Source organism: Elusimicrobiota bacterium (assembly GCA_016182905.1).
GTDB lineage: Bacteria > Elusimicrobiota > Elusimicrobia > UBA1565 > UBA9628 > GWA2-66-18.
Genome location: JACPFR010000042.1, coordinates 32,834 through 53,123, shown reverse-complemented (window position 1 = coordinate 53,123; position 20,290 = coordinate 32,834). Strand labels below are relative to the sequence as shown.

The 20,290-nt window shown below is 71.5% G+C and carries 11 protein-coding genes; 8 read left to right on the top strand and 3 right to left on the bottom strand.

The features are described from left to right. Nucleotides 1-5 precede the first annotated feature (5 nt). The 5 genes from rho to HYV14_13375 all read left to right on the top strand — a co-directional run bounded on the left by rho (nucleotide 6) and on the right by HYV14_13375 (nucleotide 4,287). Nucleotides 6-1,211 (top strand): transcription termination factor Rho, encoded by a 1,206-nt coding sequence (rho, locus tag HYV14_13395; protein MBI2386981.1) that lies wholly within the window; start codon nucleotides 6-8, stop codon nucleotides 1,209-1,211. 76 nt (nucleotides 1,212-1,287) lie between these two features. Then, nucleotides 1,288-1,677: a RidA family protein gene (locus HYV14_13390; protein MBI2386980.1), complete on the top strand. Its 390-nt coding sequence runs from the start codon at nucleotides 1,288-1,290 to the stop codon at nucleotides 1,675-1,677. Between the two features lie 6 nt (nucleotides 1,678-1,683). Next, nucleotides 1,684-2,628 (top strand): hypothetical protein, encoded by a 945-nt coding sequence (locus tag HYV14_13385; protein ID MBI2386979.1) that lies wholly within the window; start codon nucleotides 1,684-1,686, stop codon nucleotides 2,626-2,628. An 82-nt stretch (nucleotides 2,629-2,710) separates the two neighbouring features. Beyond that, the gene (locus tag HYV14_13380; GenBank protein ID MBI2386978.1) at nucleotides 2,711-3,874 is read left to right on the top strand and encodes a hybrid sensor histidine kinase/response regulator; all 1,164 of its coding nucleotides are present in this window, start codon (nucleotides 2,711-2,713) and stop codon (nucleotides 3,872-3,874) included. Next, nucleotides 3,871-4,287, top strand: a complete 417-nt coding sequence (locus HYV14_13375; GenBank protein ID MBI2386977.1) for a response regulator — start codon at nucleotides 3,871-3,873, stop codon at nucleotides 4,285-4,287. Before HYV14_13380 ends, HYV14_13375 begins: the two co-directional genes overlap by 4 nt. On the opposite strand, the gene HYV14_13370 is transcribed toward HYV14_13375, so the two are convergent. The 3 genes from HYV14_13370 to HYV14_13360 all read right to left on the bottom strand — a co-directional run bounded on the left by HYV14_13370 (nucleotide 4,244) and on the right by HYV14_13360 (nucleotide 7,512). Further along, on the bottom strand, nucleotides 4,244-5,428 hold the full coding sequence (locus HYV14_13370; protein MBI2386976.1) for a YcaQ family DNA glycosylase: 1,185 nt from the start codon (nucleotides 5,426-5,428) through the stop codon (nucleotides 4,244-4,246). The genes HYV14_13375 and HYV14_13370 overlap by 44 nt on opposite strands. Further along, the gene (locus HYV14_13365; protein ID MBI2386975.1) at nucleotides 5,425-6,420 is read right to left on the bottom strand and encodes a response regulator; all 996 of its coding nucleotides are present in this window, start codon (nucleotides 6,418-6,420) and stop codon (nucleotides 5,425-5,427) included. The genes HYV14_13370 and HYV14_13365 overlap by 4 nt, the downstream gene beginning before the upstream one ends. A gap of 96 nt (nucleotides 6,421-6,516) precedes the next feature. Then, nucleotides 6,517-7,512: an MASE1 domain-containing protein gene (locus HYV14_13360; GenBank protein ID MBI2386974.1), complete on the bottom strand. Its 996-nt coding sequence runs from the start codon at nucleotides 7,510-7,512 to the stop codon at nucleotides 6,517-6,519. A 190-nt stretch (nucleotides 7,513-7,702) separates the two neighbouring features. On the opposite strand from HYV14_13360, the gene HYV14_13355 reads away from it, so the two are divergent. The 3 genes from HYV14_13355 to HYV14_13345 all read left to right on the top strand — a co-directional run bounded on the left by HYV14_13355 (nucleotide 7,703) and on the right by HYV14_13345 (nucleotide 20,181). Then, a complete protein-coding gene (locus tag HYV14_13355; protein MBI2386973.1) occupies nucleotides 7,703-17,365 on the top strand; it encodes a VWA domain-containing protein in 9,663 nt (3,220 codons plus the stop codon). A gap of 494 nt (nucleotides 17,366-17,859) precedes the next feature. Further along, a complete protein-coding gene (locus tag HYV14_13350) occupies nucleotides 17,860-18,870 on the top strand; it encodes a MoxR family ATPase (GenBank protein MBI2386972.1) in 1,011 nt (336 codons plus the stop codon). 3 nt (nucleotides 18,871-18,873) lie between these two features. Continuing rightward, nucleotides 18,874-20,181, top strand: a complete 1,308-nt coding sequence (locus HYV14_13345; protein ID MBI2386971.1) for a metallophosphoesterase — start codon at nucleotides 18,874-18,876, stop codon at nucleotides 20,179-20,181. Nucleotides 20,182-20,290 lie beyond the last annotated feature (109 nt).

Sequence of the window (20,290 nt, the reverse complement as noted above, 5' to 3'; positions counted from 1 at the left end):
AGATGATGAACGAAGAGACGACGGGACAAGGCGGCGCGGCGGGGTCGAACCCTCCGGGCGGCGGGAGCGGCGACCAGCCGCCCCGTCAGCAGTCCCAAGGCGGCGGGGGCGGCGGAGCCGCCCACCAAGGCGGCCAGCAGCAGCACGGAGGCGGCGGCGACGGCCAAGGCCGGCGCCGGCGGCGTCGCCGCGGCGGACGCGGCCGCAGCGGCGGCCAGGGCGGAGGCCAACACCAGGGAGGCCAGCAGCATGGTCAGCGCCAGGGCGGCCAGCACTACGGCGGCGGCAATCGCCAGCAGCAGCAGAACGGCTCCCGCCCTCCCCAGGTCCCCCAGGCGCCCGTGCGCTCCGACGTCGAGCAGGCGTTCTCGGCGCTGACGCCCGTCGATCCCTACCAGTGGTTCCAGCTCGAGAAGGGCTCGACCGACCCGTCCATGCGGGCGCTCGACCTTCTGGCTCCCATCGGCAAGGGCACCCGCGGCCTCATCGTCGCCCCTCCGAAGGCCGGCAAGACCACGTTCCTCAAGCAGGTCTCCAACGCGATCAAGGAGATCGACCCGAAGGTGCGCCAGTACTGCCTCCTGGTCGACGAGCGCCCCGAGGAGGTCACGGACTTCAAGCGTTCCGTGCCCGCCGAGGTGTGGGCTTCCTCGTCCGACCAGAGCTACCAGCAGCACAAGAAGATCGCCGAGGACCTGTTCCGCACGGCGCTCCAGAAGGTCGTCGAGGGGGAGGACGTCTTCATCCTGCTCGACTCCCTCACGCGCCTGGCGCGCGTGTACAACCAGTTCGCGACGGGGTCCCGCACGATGTCGGGCGGCCTCGACTCGCGCGCGATGGAGATCCCGCGCCGCTTCTTCGGCGCGGCGCGCAAGCTCGAGGGCGCGGGCTCGCTGACCATACTGGCGACCATCCTCGTGGACACCGGCTCGAAGATGGACGACATCATCTTCCAGGAGTTCAAGGGGACGGGCAACATGGAGCTGGTGCTGTACCGTCAGGCCGCCGAGCAGCGCATCTTCCCGGCGCTCAAGGTCCGCGACAGCGGTACCCGCAAGGAGGAGAAGCTGTTCACCCCGGAGTACCTCGAGGGCGTCTACAAGCTGCGCCGCCTCGTGGCGGGCATGGGCGACATCGAGGCGATCAAGGCGCTGACCGAGATGATGCGCGTGCACAAGACCAACAAGGCTCTGCTGGAGTCCCTGAAATGATCGCCGCCGGCTATCCTCGAGGATAGCCGGCGGAGCGCCCGGATTCCGGGCTTCTCTTAAAAAGGATACGAATCACATGGGCGACAAAAAAATCCTGCCGGTCATCACGGGGAAGGCGCCGGGGGCGATCGGGCCGTACTCCCAGGGCGTCTCCGCCGGCGACATGGTCTTCGTCTCGGGCCAGACGCCGCTGCGCGCCGACGGCTCCTTCGTCGACGGCAGCGTGGCCGAGCAGACCGAGCAGTGCCTGAAGAACATACTCGAGGTCCTGCTGGCCGCGGGCCTGACCATGGACGACGTGGTCAAGACCACGGTGTACATGACCGACCTCGGGAAGTTCGCGGAGATGAACGAGGTCTACGCGAAGCGCTTCCGGGCGCCGTTCCCGGCGCGGGCGACCGTGCAGGTCTCGGCGCTGCCCAAGGGCTCCGCCGTCGAGATCGACGCCGTCGCGGTCAGGCCCTAGCCGGGGATGCTCGCCCGAGCCCTCGGCGCGGCGGCGCTGGCGCTGCTCATCAGCGGCGACGTCGTGCGCCTGGGCTGGGGCGCGATCGGGCTGTGGCATTTCGTCTTCCCGTACCTGTGGCTGTTCCTGCTCCTCGAGGCGAGCCGCGCCCGGCGCCGCGGCGAGGACGGGGAGGTCTTCCTGGCCGGCGCCGCGATGGCGATGCTCTACGGCGGCGTGTACGCCAAGGACCTCCAGTACGGCCCCCACCCCTTGGGCGTCGACTGGCTCGGCACGCTCGGCGCCCTCTTCGACGGGGGGATGACCGCGGTCCTGGCCTTCCACGCCGCCGACCGCATCCGTCCCCGCGGCGAGGAGGAGCCCGCGGAGATGGGCATGCTCTCCGTCGCGTTCCTCGTCTTCACGCTCGGCGCGGCCGCGGCCGTCTACGGCGTGAAGACCGCGCTCGATTTCTACCGCGCCGAGCGCATGCTGGGCTCGACCTGGCTCGTCGCCGACGTCCTCTTCGCCGCCGCCGCCTGGACCCTGGCGCGCCGCGCGTGGACGCGCACCGAGGAGGACGCGGAGCGGGGCCGCGAGCCGTGGGTGTGGGGCCTCGCCGCGTTCTCGGTCTGGCTGCCCGGCGCGCGCATCATCGCCCGCGCGTGCACGGCCGTGGAGCTTCCCGGCGTGCTGCTCTACTTCTTCGTCGGGTCCTGGACCGCCGCCGCGGCCGGGCTGTTCTGGCGCCTCTGGAAGGAGCGCGGGCACGGAGACCTGTTCGCCGTGTCGGGCTCGCGTCCGGCGTTGGCCTCCGCCCTGTGGCGGGCGGGGGGTGCGATCATCCTCGCCCTGTGGCTCGGCGCCGACCTCAACGACGCGAGCGCCGCGGGCCTCTTCTCCGCCCTCATCGACTGGCCCACCCGCGCGCTGTTCGCCTGGGCCTTCCTGACCTCGCGCCTGAAGGTCTGACCCCGACGGGCGCTGACCGGCGCTGACTTTTTCTGACGCCCCCCGCCTGGCGCGGGGCCGCCCCGGGGATTACATTGGTGACATGACCGCTCCCGAGCGCGTGAACGCCCTGATCATCGATGACGATCCCGAGGCCGTGCTGTTGATGGGGATGCGCCTCAACGAGGCGTGCGGGCCGGACCAGCGCTTCATCTTGGAGGGCGCCGACACGCTGAGGGCCGGCCTCCAGGAGATCGCGCGGGGGGATTACGACGTGATCCTCCTCGACCTCACCTTGCCGGACAGCCGCGGCCTGGAGACGGTCGCCGCGACGGTCGCCAAGGCGGGCGGGATCCCGATCGTGGTGCTGACCTGCCTCGAGGACGAGGCCGTCGGGCTCGAGGCGATCGGCCTGGGCGCGCAGGACTACCTGAACAAGGACCGCCTGAACATGATCCTGCTGGGCCGCTCGATCCGCTTCGCGATCGAGCGCTCGGCGCTGCTGCGCGAGCTGCGCGAGCTGGAGAAGCTGCGCGCCGAGGTGCGCGAGCGCCGCAAGGCCGACCAGTTCAAGGACCGCCTGCTCGGCGCCGTCTCGCACGAGCTGCGCTCCCCGCTGACCGTCGCCCAGGCGGCCGTCGCCAACCTCGCCGAGGGGCTGGTCGGCCCGCTCACCGCCGGGCAGGCCGAGCTCGTCGAGATGGCGAGCCGCAACCTCGACCGGCTGGGGCGCCTGGTCATGAACGCGCTGGACTACTCGCGCCTGGACTCCGGACGCGCGAGCCTGGACGTCCGCCGCGTCGACGCGGGCCGCCTGATCTCGGAGCTGGCGTCGGACTGGAGGCGCACCTTGGCCAAGCCGCTGAGCGTCGAGGTGGAGCTGGCGGACGGCCTGCCGCCGGTGCGCGCCGACGTCGACCACTTCGCGCAGCTGCTGAGCAACCTGCTCGACAACGCCGCGCGCCACGCCGCGAGCAAAGTGCGCGTCGCCGCCCGCGGCGAGGGCGGGATGGTGCGCGTCACGGTCGAGGACGACGGCCCGGGAGTGCCCCCCGGCCGCTCCGAGGAGATCTTCGTGCCGTACATGCAGCTGACCCGCGGCCGGGGCGAGGGCTACAAGGGCACCGGCCTGGGCCTGGCCATCTGCCGCGAGCTCGCCGCGCTGAACGCGGGCCGCGTGTGGCTCGACGAGACCGTCGAGGCCGGGGCCCGGTTCCACTTCGAGCTCCCGCGCTGGACGGGCGCGCCGGCGGAGGCGGCGAAGTGATCCGGGTCCTCAGCGTCGAGGACGACCGCGACCTCCAGCGCCTGCTCGCGCTGGCCCTGGCCGGCGGCGAGTTCGAGGCGCATTTCGCCTACGCCGGACCGGAGGGGTACGACGCGGCCGTCGCGCTCGAGCCCGGCATCATCCTCTGCGACCTGATGCTCCCCGGCTACGGCGGCCAGGAGCTGATCCGCAGGCTCAAGGAGAACCCGCGGACGCGCGGCATCCCGGTCGTGGTGGTCACCGCGTACTACGACTCGGCGAGCCTCTTGGAGTCGGAGATCCGCAAGCTCGGCGTCATCGAGTACGTGCGCAAGCCGCTCCGCTGCGGCGACCTGCTCCACATCCTGCGCCGGATCTCCGCGGACCTGCCTAAGTCTTCAGCGCCGAAGCCAGAGGGCCGTCCGGCGCGGTGACCGTCTCCGCGCCGAGGAAGCGCGCCAGGGACCGCAGCGCCTCGGCAGTCCCGGCCAAGGCGCCGTCGCCGGGCTTCCCGGCGAAATGGACGGAGCGGACCTCCAGGCGACCATCCTCGCGGTGGTTCTTGGGGTCGAGGCGGCCGATCAGGCGCCCGTCGTGCAGGATGGGCAAAGAGTAATAGCCGTGCACGCGCTTGGCCGCCGGGACGTACACCTCGATCTTGTAGTCGAAGCCGAACAGCGCCTTGGCGCGGCCGCGGTGCCACAGCAGGGAGTCGAACGGCGAGATCAAGGTCGTGCCGCGGGCCGGCGGGGGTGAGTCGAGCGCGGGCAGGTCCGAAGCCAGCGCGTACCAGCGCCCGCCGAGGCCCTCCACGGCGAGCTCGACGGCCTCGCCGCTCTGGAGCATCGCCTTGAGCGCGCGGCGCCGCTCGGCGGCGTCGAGCCTGGGGAAGGTCATGTAGCGCGGCAGGTCGGCCTCGGCGGCGGCGCCCAGCGCGCGCAAGGTCTTGCGCAGGTGCCAGCGCGGGAACTCCGCTCTGGGGAGAGGCTCGACCGGTCTTAAGACGCGCTCGGCCAGGTCGTAGCGCTTTTGAAAATGGCGCCGGGAGTGGACGGCGAGCCGGCCCGTCATCCAGAGGTAGTGCAGCGCGTGATGCGCCGGCTTCCAGTCCCACCAGCCGGCCGATTTGCCCGAGGCCGCGGGGCGCTCGAAGTCCGACGACGACAGGGGGCCCCGGGTCCGGATCTCGGCCTCGACGCGGCGCAGGACGCGGGGATTGGCCTTGAGCCAGGTCGACCAGCCGGTGTGGCGGCGGCGGTAATCGGCCATCGCGCGCGCCCAGGCCGGGCGGTCGCTCTCGGCGATCAGGCAGGCCGCGTGCGCCCAGTACTCGAACAGGGCGCGCCGCCCGTAGACCAGGCGGTCGAGCTCCGCGCGGTCGTAGGGCCCGAAGCGGCTCCACAGCGTCAGCTCGTGGGCGCGCGCCGCGACGTTGATGGAGTCGAGCTGCAGGCCGCCCGCGTCCGCGACGAAGCGGGCGAGGTTCTCCGCGCTCAGCCCGCGTTTCCCCGGCCGGTCGAGGTGCTGGCGGCTCAGGAACAGCCGCGCGGCGGCCTCGAGGGGGATCGTCCTCATTTCCCGCGGTCGAGGATCTCGCGCACCATGACCGGTATCCTCTCGAGGGCGAACGGCTTGGCGAGGAACGGGTGGTTCCCGGCGCGGATGGCCTGCTCGGCCCGGCCCGCCGCGTGGCCGCTGATGAACAGGACCTTGAAGCCCGGCTCCCTCGCGGCGATGCGCGCGTAGACCTCGTCGCCCTTGAGCCGGGGCATGACCACGTCGAGCACGGCCATCGCCACCTTCCCGGCGTTCTCCGTATAGAGCGTCCAGGCCTCCTCGCCGTCGGCGGCGACGAGCAGGCGGTAGCCCAGCGGCTGGAGGACGCGCACGATGATCCCCCGCACGGCCTCGTCGTCGTCGGCGAGCAGGATGGTCTCCGTCCCGCGCGCCGGCGCGGGGGCGGGCGCGGGAACGGGCGTCGGCTGCGGCGCGCGCCGCGTCACGGGCAGATAGAGCCGGAACTCGGTGGCGCCGGGGCGGCTGACGAGGTCGATGGCGCCTTGGTGATCGGCGATGATGCCGTAGACGATCGACAGCCCCAGGCCGGTGCCCTGGCCGCTCTTCTTCGTGGAGAAGAACGGCTCGAAGATCATCGAGCGGATGTCCTCGGGGATGCCCGCGCCCGTGTCGGCGACGCTGAGGACGACGTAGTCCCCGGGATCCACGGCGCCGTGGGACAGGAGCAGGGACTTGTCGACTCTCCGGGCGCGCGTCGCGACGGTGATCCTCCCGGCCCCGGACATCGCGTCGCGCGCGTTCAGACAGAGGTTGAGGAGCACCTGCTCGAGCTGGTCCGCGGAGGCCAGCACCGCCGGCGCCGCGGGATCGAGGTCGAGCGCCAGCTCGATCTTCTCGCCGGCGGCGAGCCGGAGGATCTTCTCGTTCGCGGAGACGGCCTCGTTGAGGCTGATCGGCTTCTTCTCCGCGGCGTGCCGGGTCATCGACAGCAGGCGCCTGGCGAGCGCGCCGCCGCGGCGGCTGGCGGTGACGATGTCCCCGGCGTCCACGGCGGCTTGGGAGCCGGCGGGGGCGGCGTTGCGGATCAGCTCGGCGAGCCCGACGACGCCGGTGAGGACGTTGTTGAACTCGTGCGCGACGGCTCCCTACAGGCGCCCGACGGCCTCCATCTTCTGGGCCTGGACGAGCTCCCGCGTGCGCCGGTCCACCTCGGCCTCCAGGCGGTCCCGCGAGCGCCGCAGCTCGGACTCCGCCCGTTCGCGCTCCCAAACGAGGGCGGCCATCGCGTAGCAGCTGACGGCGGTCGTCGCGAGGAATCCCTGGAGGAGGAGGAGGTTCGTTCCCCCGCGGCCGATCGCGAAGGGGCCGTGGCCGTCGAGCGTGCCGGTGACCGCGACGGCGGCCAGGACGAAAATGGCGGCCGCGGAGCCTCGCGTTCCGAAGCGGAAGGAGGCCCACACGATCCACGGCAAAGTGAAATAGGCGATGGGGTGGTTGTGCCGGAAGAAGACGAACCAGAGGGTGACTCCGGACAGCAAGGTCAGCGCCCCGGCCTCCGCCCAGCCGCCCTTGAACTTCTGCGGCGGGGACGCGCACCAGGCCAGGATCATCGGCGCGCCGATGATGAGGCCGGAGGCGTCCCCGAGCCACCAGGTCAGCCAGGCCGCGGCCGGGGTGGAGGGGGAAAGCATGCCCGCGGCCCACAGGCTCAGGACGCCGGCGCTCGCGCTGACCGCGGTGGCGAGGCCCCCGGCGAAGATCGCCAGCTTGAGCAGGTCGGCGGCGCGTTCGATCGCGCGCTTGCCGCCGGCGAAGCGGTTCACCGCCCAGGCGCCGACGACGGCCTCGAGCGTGTTGCCCACGGCGATGCCCAGGGCCGACAGGACGCAGGCCGCGAGGCCGAACTCGTGGCGCGAGAGGGCCGCGTGAAGGTTTACCAGGAAGGCGCCCGCGAACAGGCCGGGCCAGCAGGAGGGCCCCAGGACGAGCATGGCGCCCAAGGCGATCGCCGACGGCGGCCACACGGCGCTGACGCTGGGGTTGACCACGGCCAGCGCGAGCCCGGCCTTCGCCGCGAGATAGTAGACCGCGGCCAGGCCCGTGACCGCCGCCGCCGCGCGCGCCGGGTTGATCGATGTCAAGGGACCAGGAGTATATCGGGTTTTCCGTGGCGGAGCAATGACAAGCCGGTGAATCCCGCGCGGCGTACGGACTTCCGGCCTAGGAATACCTAGGCCACCTGCCCCGAGTCCCTCGTCCCCATGGGCCCACGCCCCTAAAGCAACGCCTCTGCCATAATCCAGGGGTGCCGATGTTGATTTGGATCAATAAATGAGGCGCTTCCCTCTGCGCCGCTTGCTCGGAGCGCTGTTGTCGCTCGCCATCGTGGCGGGCGCGCCGGGCTCGTCGGCCTACCAGGCCGCGGCGCAGACCGCCGCGGGACGCGCCGCCGGGACGGCCTCCTCCGCGCGCGCGGTCCCCGTCCTCGGCTTGTCGGACCTCTCCTCTCCGGTCCCCTCTCTGTCGGCCTCGGCGCTCTCCGTCTCTCCCGCGCTCTCCTCTCCCGCGGCCGCGCCCGAGGTCCGCGCCGCGGCGGCCCTGGCGATCCCGGCCCGCGCGGCCGCCGCGTCCGCGGCCGTGCCCATGGGGCCGGTCCGCGTCGTCCCGGCCCAGGCGCCGCTGACGAACGCCGCCAAGACCGGCCCGCCCGCCGTTTTCGCGCCTTCGGCGCTCGTCCGCGATCTGTCCGCCGCCGCCGTTCCCGAAAAGGTCGTCGACGCCGCGCGCCTGTTCGACGGCGCGTCCGCCAAGGCCGTCGCCGGCGGCTCCGTCCCGGCTCCTCGAGGCGGTTTCGGCCGCGCGGTCAAGAAAGGCCTCGCCATCCTCGCGCTCTCGATCGGCCTGCTCGGCGCCCAGCATCAGGCCGCCGCCCAGACCGCCCCGCTTCCGCAGCCCGCGCCCCACGGCCGGATCGCCCAAGGGTTGGCCGATTCGACCGCCCGGCAGGCCGCCAAGCAGAAGCTCCAGGCTCTCGCCGCTCAGGCCCAGGCGGCCCCGGCTCAAGCCGCCCCCGCTCCGGCCCCGGCGCCCGCCGCCGACACGGCCCGCGTCGTCCTGCCCCGCCCGCTCGAGGCTCAGGCGTCCGTCGACCGCCAGGGCGTGACCGTCGGCGAGCGCATCCACCTGACGATCACGCTCCGCAATACCTCGGACAAGCCGGTCACCTTGCACAACCTGCGCTCGTCTTTGCAGGAGGCGGTGCCCGCGGACCTCGAGCTCCAGGGCAAGGGCGCCGAGGCGCCGCTGACCTTGGCGCCGGGCGAGACCAAGACCGTCGTCTACGAGGCGATCCCTTTCGGGTCCGGAACGCTGACTTTGGAGGGCGGCATCGCCGTCGTGGCCGTCGGCGAGACGGCCGTCTACCCCGAGGGCATCGAGATCGTCCTGCCCAAGACCGAGATCAAGGTCGCGACCGTGCTCACGCCGGACTGGAAGCAGAAGGGCCTGCGCGACATCGTCGGCGTCAAGCGCGCCAACGGCCCGGACTGGATGTGGCTGGCGGCGATCCCGCTCGGCCTCCTGCTCTTCGTCGGCGTGCACCGCCTCGTCGCGGCGCGCCGCTTGTACCCGAAGCTCGACGCCCAGCGCCTGTCGCTCGTCACCGTCACCGAGACCGAGCTGGCGCGCCTGAAAGCCGAGTCCGCCGACCTCGACGCCGCTTCCTTCTATGCCCGCTACCAGGACCTCCTGACGCGGTTCATGGTCGACTTCGCCGGCCTGCCCAAGGCGGCGCGCGACGCGCGCACGCTCGAGCGCGACCTGCGCAAGTCCTTCTACGACGCGGGTCAGGCGAGCGTCGCCGCCCGCTTGGCGGCCCAAGCCGAGGCCGCGCGCTTCGCCGGCTCGGAGACGGACGCCGCCGAGCGCGGGCGCATGATCGAGCGCCTGCAGGCCCTCGTCGCGAGCGTCGCGGGCAAGGCGGGCAAGCCCAAGGCGCCGGGCGCCGGCATGCTCGGCATGCTGGCCTTGCTTCCCGGCGCGGCCGGCCTGACCTTCGGCTCTCCCTGGGTCCTGCTCCTGCTGATCCCGTACCTCGGCTACCTCGTGTGGTCGTGGCGCAGCCGCGCCCAGGGCGCGCGCTTCGCCGTCTCCTCCTCCGCCCAGACGCCGTCCAAGCGCACCTTGCGCGAGCGCCTCGCCGGGCTGCCGCGCGTGCTGCGCTACGCCGCCGTGGGCCTGATCCTCATCGCGCTCGCGCGGCCCATGATCGGCACCGAGCGCACCGAGACCTTCGTCCCGTCGACCGACACGATGGTGTCCATCGACCTGTCCGGCTCGATGAGCGGCGACAAGCTCCAGGGCGTGCGCGACGCGGTGAAGGGCTACGTCGAGGAGCAGCGCCGCGGCACCGAGAACCGCGTCGGCATGGTCACCTTCTCCGACGAGGCCTACCTCGACGTCAAGCTGACCACCGACTACGACGCGCTGATCTCGCATCTCAAGGAACTGCAGACGACGGGCTCGACGGCGATCGGCAAGTCGATGCTGACGGCGATCGCGCACTTCCTCGAGCTCAACGCGCTCGAGCTCGACGGCAAGAAGGACCCGCGCGCCGCCGAGGTCCAGCGCCTGCTCCGCGACCAGGGCCTGCCGGCCGCGCTCGCCTACGCCAAGCAGCACCCCGATCTGCTCAAGACCATCCTGCAGCCGGAGCGCGCCAAGATCGTCGTGCTCTTCACCGACGGCGACTCCAACTCCGGCATCGACCCGCAGGCCGCCGCGCAGATCGCCGCCTCCCTGGGCGTCAAGGTCTACGGCGTGGGCATCGCCGGGCCCAACGAGTCCTTCAACGAGGCGACCTTGCGCGGCGTGGCGGAGAAGACGGGCGCCAAGTTCTACCGCGCCGGCGACGCGAACGCGATGCGTGAGGTCCTGCTCGAGATCGCCCGCCTCGAGAAGAGCCCGGCCAAGATCGTCTCCGCCGTCTCGATCAAGGACTACACGAGCCTGCTGGCACTCCTCGCCTTCCTGCTCATCGGCGCCGAGCTGACCCTCGCCAACACGCGGCTGCGCACGCTCTACGGCCTGGCGTTCATGATGGCCCTCAATCAGGCGCCGATGGACGCGCTGAACGCGGTCCGGACGGCGCCCTCCGCCGTCACCATGACCATGGCGCAGGCGCACTCCGAGGCTCACGAGTCGGTCACCGCCGCGGTCCCGGCCGAGGTCATCGAGGGCAACCGGCTCTACAACCAGGGCCGCTTCGCCGAGGCCCTCAAGAAGTACGGCGAGGCCGTCGAGCGCCACCCCGACGTTCCCGAGATCTACTTCAACATGGCCGACGCCTACCTGCGCCTCGGCGAGAACGCGAAGGCCGACGCGGCCTGGGCCAAGTACCTCTCCCTGACGCCGGACGCGAAGAAGCAGTCCCAGACCCTCTTCAACCTCGCGAACTCGGCTTTGATGGCCAAGGACGGCGAGAAGGCGATCGAGCTATACAAGGAAGCCCTGCGCCGCGACGCGACCAACATGGACGCGAAGTGGAACCTGGAGGCCCTCAAGCAGCAGCAGAAGGAGCAGCAGGAACAGCAGAAGGATTCCAAGGACTCCAAGAAGGGCAAGCCGGGCAAGCAGAAGGGAAAACCCGGCGACGGCAAGCCGGGCGACGGCAAACCCGGCGACGGCAAACCGGGCGACGGCAAACCGGGCGACGGCAAGCCCGGGGACGGGAAACCGGGAGACGGCAAGCCGGGCGATGGAAAACCCCAGGCCAAGCCCGGCGATCCCAAGGAAGGCGCCGACAAGCTCGGCGAGGCGCTCGGCGACCAGGAGAAGGGCGAGAAGGACGCCGCGCGCAAGGGCATGACCCGCAAGGGCTCCGGCGTGTGGGGCATCGGCGCTTTGCCGCTCGCCTTCGCCGGCCAGGGCCTGGTGTTCTCCTCGTCCCTGTTCCTGTGGGTCGTCGGCATCGGCCTGCCCGTCCTGATCCTGCTCGTCGCCTGGGGGATCAAGAAGCGCCTGGACGCGGCCAAGCGCTTGAGCCCCGGCGCCGCGCCCAAGACCTTCTCCTCCTGGTGGGGGGCGCGCCGCTTCCTCGGCAAGTCGGCGCTCGCTCTGGCGGCCGCGGGCCTGATCGGCCTGGCCGCCGGCGACCCTAGAGGCGGCATGGTCGACGAGCGCGTCAACTTCGGCGGCAAGGACATCGTCGTCACCGTCGACGGCTCCCACAGCATGATGTACGCCGAGGACGGCCGCGCGGAGAAGACGCAGAAGGAGCTCAACGAGTTCATCACCCGCCTGCAGGGCACGGACCGGGTCGGCCTCGTCGTCTTCGCCGGCAAGTCGCGCACGGCGTCTCCGATCTCCATCGACTACGGCAACTTCGAGTTCAAGATCAACCGGCTCGACGTCGAGGCCCGCGGCATCGGCGAGGGCTCCGACCTCGCCTCCGGGATCAAGTACGCCGCCGAGCATTTCGAGACGGCCAAGAAGCTCGGCGACCGCCAGCGCATCATGATCGTGATCTCCGACGGCGACGTGACCGCCGGCGAGATCTCGGCCGCGATCGCCGCCGCCTCCGAGCACGGCGTCACCGTCTACGCGATCGGCGTCGGCGACCCCGCGGGCACGAAGATCCTGATGCCGACGGCCGATGGGACCGGCACCGAGTACCTGATCGACGCCAAGACCGGCCAGCCCGCGATCACGCGTCTCAACGAAGCCCCGCTGCGCCAGCTCGCCGAGCGCACCGGCGGCGCCTACTTCGCCGCCGGCGGCAAGGCCTCGATCGACAACATCTTAAGCGAGGTCTCCCGCCTCGAGAAGGGCCAGAAGGGCGACCTGATCAAGTCCCCGAGCCCCGTCGGCGTGTACCTGCTCTGGCCCGCGCTGCTGATGCTCATCCTCGACCTCGTGCTGCCCGGCCGTTCCCTCCTCAAGCGCGGCCAGGCGAAGGATAAGAAGAAAGGCCCCGGCGCGGCGGGCCTGCTCGGCGCGGCGCTCATCCCTCTCGGGGCCTGGCCCCAGATACTGCCCTTCGCCGCGCTGGCGACGGTCGTCGCCGCCTACCTCGCCGCCGACTCCTGGAGCGGCGGCAAGATCACCCGGAGCGTGCGCGAGTGGTGGCAGAGCCGCCGCGGCTTCGTCGAGAAAGGCGTCTCCGCCGACCTGATCCACCTGTACGACCTGCGCGAGGCCGACGAGCGCCGCCTGACCGCCTTCGTCAGGGGCTGGCAGGACGCCAAGGAGCCCCTGCGCGAGACGATGATTGCACTCGCCTCCCACGACGAGGCCTTGTGGCGCGAGAAGCTCACCGCCGTTTATCTTTCCGGCGCGTCGGCGGAAACCCTCGAAAAAGTCCTGACCGCCTTGCGCCGCACCGCGCGTCTGCGCCTGGAGCCGTTGGCCCCGATCGCCGCGCGCATGGGCCTGCGCAAGGCGCAGATCTCCTGGATGGCCCACTCCGACGCCGAGGCCCGCCTCTCGGCCCTCAACGCCGTCGCCGCGGGACAACCGGTCGCCTTCGAGGCCCCGAAGCCTCTCGCGAAGGCTCCCGGCCTCTGGTCGCGCCTCAAGCGCGGTGCCACGGTCGCGGTGCTCAGCCTGATGATCGTGATCACCGGCGTCTCCACGGTCGGGACGATGAACTTCCGCGTCGAGCAGCGGGCGGCGGCCGAGGCCGCGATGCGGCTATTCTACGCCGAGGACCTGTTCGTCTTCTCCGACCGCTACGTCGACGCGCGCATCACCGAGGAGGTCATCCCCGCCCTCAAGCGCTGGCACGAGTCGCCGAAGACCGCCGGCGACGACTTCGAGCGCGCGCTGACCATCCTGCGCGAGTCGCCGGACCCGAAGGCCGACAACATCCTGGTCGCGATCTTCCGCCATTCCGGCGTCCTCCCGCTCAACCAGCAGGCCGAGAACACGATGCTGCGCGCCCTCATCGAGCGCGAGAGCGACCTGTTGTGGGCCTCGATGGACGCCCTGATCGCGCAGTCGCGCGCCGACGCCGCCTCGGCCCAGATGCTCGTCAAGCTCGTCGTCCTCGGCGTCGAGGTCGGCAACGAGCGGACCTTCGTCCAGCTCTTCCGCGTGCTCAAGAGCCCGAACAAGCAGGTCCAGCAGCAGGCCGCGGGGGCGCTGTACGCCCAGCTCTCGCGCAACGCGGGCGCCAAGTTCTACGAGGGCCTCGAGGCGGCGCAGGCCAAGCACGCCGGCGACCCGGCGCTCCAGATGTGGACGGCGAGCTTCGCCTTCCGCCGCCTGACCGAGCCGGGCGTGGGCGAGGCCGACCTGGTCAAGGCCAAGTCCTTCCTCGACAAGGCGCTCGTCAACGCGCGCGCGATCGACGCGGCGCGCCTGGAGATCTACAAGCAGACGCCCCCGGACCAGGAGGTCCAGGCCCCGCCGTCCATGGTCGCGATGCTCGCCAACCTCGCCTCGACTTTGCAGGGCGACGGCGGCGCGCCCGCGGCGCTCGCCGGCGCCGCCCGCTACCTGGTCGCGAAGGCGACGACCGACCTTATCAAGGACGCCGAGAAGGTCTTCCCCGGCCTGCACGAGCGCCTCGTCAAGGACGGCGTCGTGCTCCCCGACACCCAGAGCTCCTACGGCGGCGGCTACGACGGCTACGACGACTACCACGGCCACGGCGGGCGCTTCGGCGGCTACTACGGCGGCGGCACGAGCACGACCCAGAACTACCGCGAGGTGTACAAGCTCGCCCACCTGCGCGCCCTGCTGGCCGCCGTCGAGGAGCTGGGCGCTCCCGCGGCGAAGGCCCCGACGAAGGAGAACTTCGCCGCGCGCGAGCTCCTCGAGCGCGCCGGCATGGTCGTCGAGCAGGGCCTCGAGGCCGGCGTCAAGGCCGGCATGATGGAGGGCGGCACCGCCCCCGAGGCCGCGGCCGAGCAGCTCTACCCCCTCCTGAAGCAGGGCGACGGCGTGTTCACCGGGCATTCCTTCCTGCGCGCCCTGCGCGAGGCGGGCCTGGCCCCCGCCTCCGGCGACCTGTCGAGCCAGCTGGCCTACCCCGAGGCGCTCGACGCGGCCCAGCTGACCAAGCTGCGCGAGCTGCTGCTGACGATCGCCCGCTCCGGCAGCGGCTGGGACTCCGAGGGCAAGGCTCGGGCCCTGACCTGGTCCGAGAAGCTCTACCTGGCCGGCGCGCTCGAGGACCTCGACGCGGCGCAGCGCAGGATATATCCCGACGCGCAGCCCGGTTCGCCGATCGCCGACGAGTCGCTCGCCTTGGCGCGCCTGTCGCGCGAGCTGACGGCCGGCGCGAGTCCCGCGACCGCCGTCTCGGTGTCGGCGCGCCTGTTCGCCCGCGCCGCCCAGGGCCCGGTCGACGCCGCCGACGCGTCCGCCCTGCTGGTCCAGGTCTTCGCCGCCCTCAAGGGAACGCCGCAGGAAGCCGCCGCCCTCGACGCGCTCGCCGTCGCGCTCAAGGCCCCCAACGGCGCGGCCTTCCAGGCCGCCGCGCTCAAGCTCGCCGTCGACGGCCTGCACGCGGTCGCCGAGAAGGCCGAGGCCGCGACCCCGGGCCTCAAGGCCAAGCTCGCCGCCGCCGGCGTGCGCGAGAGCGAGAGCGCCTGGCGCCCCGACGTCAAGCTGCGCCACTTCCGGGCCGTCGGTGAGGCCCTGACCGGCGAGGACGCGATGACCTTGGCCCGCTACGCGAAGCTCGCGGCCCTGGCGGGCGCCCCGGCGGGCGACACCGCGGGGGAGCTCGCCGCCGACGAGGCCAACGTGGTCCTGCTCGCCGGCTGGCGCCTGTTCCCCGGCTCCGAGTTCAACGAGGCCCTGCGCGCCGCCGGCCTGATGCCGGGCGCCGGCAACACGCTCTCCGACTACCGCCAGACCTACACCCGCGCCGAGCTCGAGGCGGTCCGGACCTGGCTCGCCGGCGCGGCGAAGGCCAACGCCGGCCTCGGCAAGGAAGCCCGCGAGCTCAAGCTCGCCGAGAAGGTCTACCTCGCCAACGCGCTCGACCGCGTCGACGCGATCCTGGCCGCCCGCTTCGGCGTCGCCGCCGCTCCCGTCGCGGCGGACCTGCTCGGCGCCGTGAGCCGCCCGGGCCAGGAAGCCCTGGCGCTGGCGCGCCTCTCGATCGAGCTCGAGAAGCATAAGGGCGACGCCGCCTTCGCGCTCAAGGCCCAGGAGACGATGTTCGCGCTCCTCGCCGCGCGCCCCGGCGACGCCGCCGACGCCGCGGGCGTCCTCGGCTCCATCCGGCTCGCGGTCAAGGGCACCTCCTCCGAGGAGGCCGAGCTGTCCGCCTTGGTCTCGGCGCTCAAGACGCCCCGCGCCAAGGAGCTCCTCGAGTCCGTCGCCGAGGACGCGGAGAAGACCGCGCAGTCCTTGGGCGAGGACGCCGAGAAGCGGTTCGCGACGCTCAACAAGGCGCTGATCGCCTCCGGCGTCCGCGAGGACGACGACTCCTGGCGCGGCGAGTTCAAGCTGCGCCACTACCGCGAGCTGCGCGCCGGCATCGCCGCGGCCGCCGCGAAGGTCAAGAAGCCGACGGCCGAGCAGCGCGCCGCTTCCGAGCGCGCCGCCCGCCTCCTGCCCCTGCTCGAGGCCGCCGCGACGGCGTCCGGCGTCCTCTCCGGCGACACCCCCGGCGAGGTCTCCGCCGAGCTCGTCAACGACCCCCTCCAGAAGGGCTATCAGGTCTTCCCCGGCGCCGTGTTCAACGAGCAGCTCCGCGCCCTCGGCCTGATGGACGCCGGCTCCGGCAACGGCCCTTCCGATCACCGCCAGGTCTACACCCGCGCCGAGATCGTGAAGCTGCGCGGCTTCCTCTCCGGCATACTGGCGAGCGGCCAGGGCTGGGAGAGCGACGGCACGACGCGCCGCGCGCTCACCGACGAGGAGAAGAAGACGGTGGAGGCGGCGCTGGCCGCCGCCGACCGCGCCTTGGCCGCCTTCGACGCGAAGTCCGGCAAGACCTACGCCTTCGCGCCGCTGGCGCTGGCCGCGCTCCCCGCCTTGGGCCTCGCCCCGATCCTCATCTTCACCGTCATCGGCCTCGCCGCCGCGTACCTGGTCTGGAAGATGCTGCCCGCCATGAAGGCCGAGGAGAGCGAAGCCGCCGCGCGCGAGTCCGTCCCCGGCGCCGTGATCGCGCGCCACCGCCGCATCGAGCTCGTCGCCCGCCGCATGGCCACCGCCGTCAACGGCGGGAACTTCCGCTCCCGCTTCATCGGCGCCGGCGGCACGGACTTCGCCGAGGCCCGTCCCTACCAGGGCGAGGACATGCGCGAGATCGACTGGAAGACCTCCGCCAAGAAAGACGAGCTCTACGCGAAGAAGTTCGAGCTCGAGCGCGACATGCCGCTCATGCTCGTCGTCGACGTCAGCCGCTCCGGCCGCTTCGGCACGCGCGGGACCGACAAGCGCGCCGCCATCGAGGACGCCGCCGCGGTCCTCGCCTTGGCCGCCGCCCACTCCAACGTCCGCGTCGGCCTCGTCCTCGTCTCCGACCGCGTCGAACAGGTCATCCCCGCGCGCGGCGGCTCCCGCCACGCGATGACCATCGTCGACGCCATCCTCAAGGGCGAGCCGACGGGCAAGGCCACCGACCTGAAGCCGGGTCTCGAGGCCGCGGGCAAGCTGCTCGGCTCGCGCGCCATGGTCGCCGTCCTCTCCGACTTCATAGCCCCCGACTTCAAGGACGCGCTCGGCGCCATCGCCTCGCGCCACGACGTGCGCGCCATCCGCGTGACCGACCCGGCCGAGCTGGGCCCCCTGCCCGACGTGGGCCTGCTGCCCGTCGTCGACGCCGAGACGGGGGCGACCCGCATGCTCGACACCTCCTCGCGCGCCGGACGCGCCGAGGCCGCCGCCGCCGTCAATCGCCGCGAGGCCGCCGTCGAGGCCGCCTTCGCCGCCTCGCGCCTCACGCCCGTCATGATCTCCACCGAGGGAGACCCGCTCGAGAGCCTCGAGCTGGCCTTCCATCCCAAAGCCAAGCAGCCGTCCCAGCCCTAAGGAGCGTTATGAAGAAAGTGCCCTCGCAGTTCGCCAAAATCGGAGCCGCGGCCCTCATCGGACTCGCTCCTCTCTCGGCCTCCGCGCAGACGGTGACCGGCCGCGTGGCCGTCCCCGGCGTCTCCGCCGGGATCGTGCCGACGCTCGGCGCCGGCCTCGGCGCCCCGCTCTCGGGCCCTCTCCTGAGCCCGTCGGCCCTCTCGCTGATGCCCGCGCTCGCGGCTCCGTCCGCGGCTTTGGTCCCGACGGCAGTCCCCGCCGCCCTGGCTCCGCAGGCCGCCGTTCCTTCCGCCGCCGAGCGCATGAAGGACGCGACCGCCGCCCTGGCCGCGATGCCGAACCTCGATAAGGCCACCGGGGCGCAGACGCGCGGCGCGGGCACCGCGCTCGAGCAGGCGCTCACCGGCGAGAAGTCCGCGCTCGCCGCCCCGTCCATCGACGCCGTTCCGCTCGGCTACGCTCAGGGCGTCACGCCGGAGCTGTCCGCTCGGGCCATGGAGAAAGCCGAGGTCATCAAGAAGATCCGCGCCGAGATCGCCAAGGTCATCGTCGGCCAGGAGGAGATGATCGACTCCATCATCACCGCGATGATCGCCTCCGAGCACGTCCTCCTCGAAGGCGTCCCCGGCGTGGCGAAGACGCAGACGGTCAAGGCCTTCTCCGACGCGGTCGAGGGCGGCTTCCAGCGGGTGCAGGGAACGCCGGACAAGCTTCCTTCAGACTTGTTGGGAGCTGAGATCCTGCAAGAGAATCCCACGACCGGCAACAAAGAAATCAAACTGGAAAAGGGGCCCGTCTTCACGAATATTCTTCTTGTCGACGAGATCAACCGCATGATGCCGAAGACCCAGGCGGCGCTCCTCGAGGCGATGGCCGAGGGCCGCGTCACCATCGGCCGCAACACGCTCGACCTCCCCAAGCCCTTCATGGTGCTCGCCACGCAGAACCCCATCGAGCAGGAGGGCGTGTACCGTCTCCCGGAAGCCCAGCAGGACCGCTTCATGTACAAGGTCCTCGTCCCGCGCCCGGCCATGAACGAGCTCAAGGAGATCATGGACCGCTTCTCTAAAAAAGACGGCCAGCCCAAGGCGGGCAAGATCACCTCGCTCGACGAGATGGTCGAGATCCGCAAGGTCGCCGAGCAGGTCTACGTCGACGAGTCCATCAAGGACTACATCGTCAACCTCGTCGAGGCCACGCACAATCCGTCGAAGTACGGCATCGACGCCAAGGACGTCATCGAGGGCGGCGCCTCTCCGCGCGCGGCCATCTTCCTTCTGAAAGCGGCCAAGATCAACGCGCTGCTCAACGGCCGCGCGTATGTCGGGCCCAACGACGTGCGCGAGGTGGCGGCCCGCATCCTTCGCCACCGCCTGACGCTGAGCTACTCGGCGAACAGCCTCACCACCGACCAGGTCGTCGACAGCATCCTCAGCAAGGTCCAGGTGCCCAAGCCCTCGGTGCGGGCCGCGGCGACCTTGGCTCCGTCGAGCAAGAAGCTCTAGACGATGACCGTCGTGTTCGCGCCGGCGGCCCTGCTCCTGGCCGCCGGCGCGGCGTCGGCTCAGGTCGTCGTGCCGCGGGCGTTGCCTTCGGCTCCGCGCGTCGCGGCGCTCTCCTCGCCGGTCCTCTCCGCCCCGGCGATCGTCGACTTCCCGCTGGCGCCTTCGTTGCTCGGCACGCGGGTGCTCGGCGTCCCGGGTCCGGGCGTCACTCCCGCGCATCTCGAGGCGGCCAAGGCCCTCGCCGTGCGCACGGGGGAGCCCGTCGTCATCCACGGCAGCCGTCAGACCGGCTTCAGCCATCACAACGGCCTTCCGTTCTCTCCGTCGGCGGGCCTCGATCTGCGCGTGCTGGGCGCTCCCGAGGGCATACCGTGGGACGGTCGGTCGCCGCGCGCCTCCACCATCGAGGACGCGGTGGGGCGCGGACACCTGGTCGTGGCTCCCGCGCCGGTGCGTCTGACCCGGGAGCTTGAGTCGCTGCGCCATCAGGCCCGGGAATGGCGGACGGATGAGCAGCTCACGAAGCTCGCGGCTTCGCCGCGTTCTGTGGGGGAAACCTTCCGCTTTGCCGTGATCGGGGACGCGGAGCCGGGGCGGTTCTGGTTCTCCCGGACCTTGTTCAACACGCCCGGGGTCTTCTGGAAGCTCCTCGCGCGCGCCGACCGTTCGGGCGCGGACTTCATCTTCCAACTGGGGGACATGGTCAGCCGCGGGACCGTGCTCAACTTCTGGTCGTTCGTCCGCGGGCTGTTCTCCGTGGGGCCGAAGACGCCTTATCTGACGGCCATCGGAAACCATGACCGGCATAAGCCGCACGGGATCACCAACGACCGCGTGTATCGGGCGGCGTTCGGCAGCCCGGACTACGCCTTCGACCGGGGCGGGCGGCGGTTCATCGTCCTCGACTCGAGCGCGGGGCGCGTGACGCCGGTGCAGCTCGCGTGGCTCGTGGGGCTTTTGGATCCGGAAGTCCCGACGGTCGTCTTCACGCACATACCGCCGGCGCCTCTCTCCGAGTGGACCGACTGGGGCTCGATGAAGGGCGCGGGGGGATTCAAGGAAGGCAGCGCCGAGTTCATGCGCCTGATGAGCGCGAACAAGGTCCAGCGCGTGTACATGGGACACATCCACGGTCTGGGGGTCCTCGAGCGCGGGGGCGTGAAGTACGTGCTCACCGGCGGCGGGGGCTCACCGCTGTACCCCGGGCCGGTCAAGACGCGCCTGCATCACTGGCTGTCGGTCGAAGCGGGGCCTAGCGGGATCGTCGAGACCGTTCATGCGGCCGATGGATCGTCCTTTCCGTTGCGCTAGGCGATCGAACTCCGCGTTTGGTTTAGACCGGTCATTTCTCTCCTAAATTAGCCCTACCTGGCCATGCTTCGTTTGCTTTGTTTCGGGGGTGGCGGAGGCGGGATTTCCG